The sequence below is a fragment of the Bacillus cereus group sp. BfR-BA-01382 genome, from assembly GCF_022663475.1.
GTDB lineage: Bacteria > Bacillota > Bacilli > Bacillales > Bacillaceae_G > Bacillus_A > Bacillus_A thuringiensis_S.
Genome location: NZ_JAKUFQ010000382.1, coordinates 1 through 259 on the forward strand (window position 1 = coordinate 1; position 259 = coordinate 259).

The window sequence follows — 259 nt, forward strand, 5'->3', positions numbered from 1 at the left end:
ATATAAGAAGAAAATAAAAAAGACTCCAACATATTAACTACTTACTAATACGTTAGAGTCTTTATTTTTTTTGAATGATTGTATTTATATATATCATACTAATACACTTGCAAGGAATAGAATAAATGATGTTAATATTACCGCTCCACCTAAGGATCCTAATAAATCTGTTTTTGTTACTTGAAACACTTGTTCACTGTTCATATCCCTCATTCTCCCTTCTTTTTCTTTTGTTACAAAGTTTCTATTATACTAATAC

At 26.6% G+C, this 259-nt stretch carries 1 protein-coding gene; it reads right to left on the reverse strand.

The features are described 5' to 3' along the window. Window positions 1-93 precede the first annotated feature (93 nt). Window positions 94-204 carry a DUF3948 family protein gene (locus MR160_RS34420; protein WP_001083691.1) on the reverse strand — a complete coding sequence of 37 codons (111 nt, stop codon included), beginning with the start codon at window positions 202-204 and terminating at the stop codon, window positions 94-96. Between the last annotated feature and the right edge of the window lie 55 nt (window positions 205-259).

Coding starts and splice junctions, on each gene's coding strand:
- MR160_RS34420 (WP_001083691.1), bottom strand. CDS start 204: ATGAACAGTGAACAAGTGTTTCAAGTAACAAAAACAGATTTATTAGGA.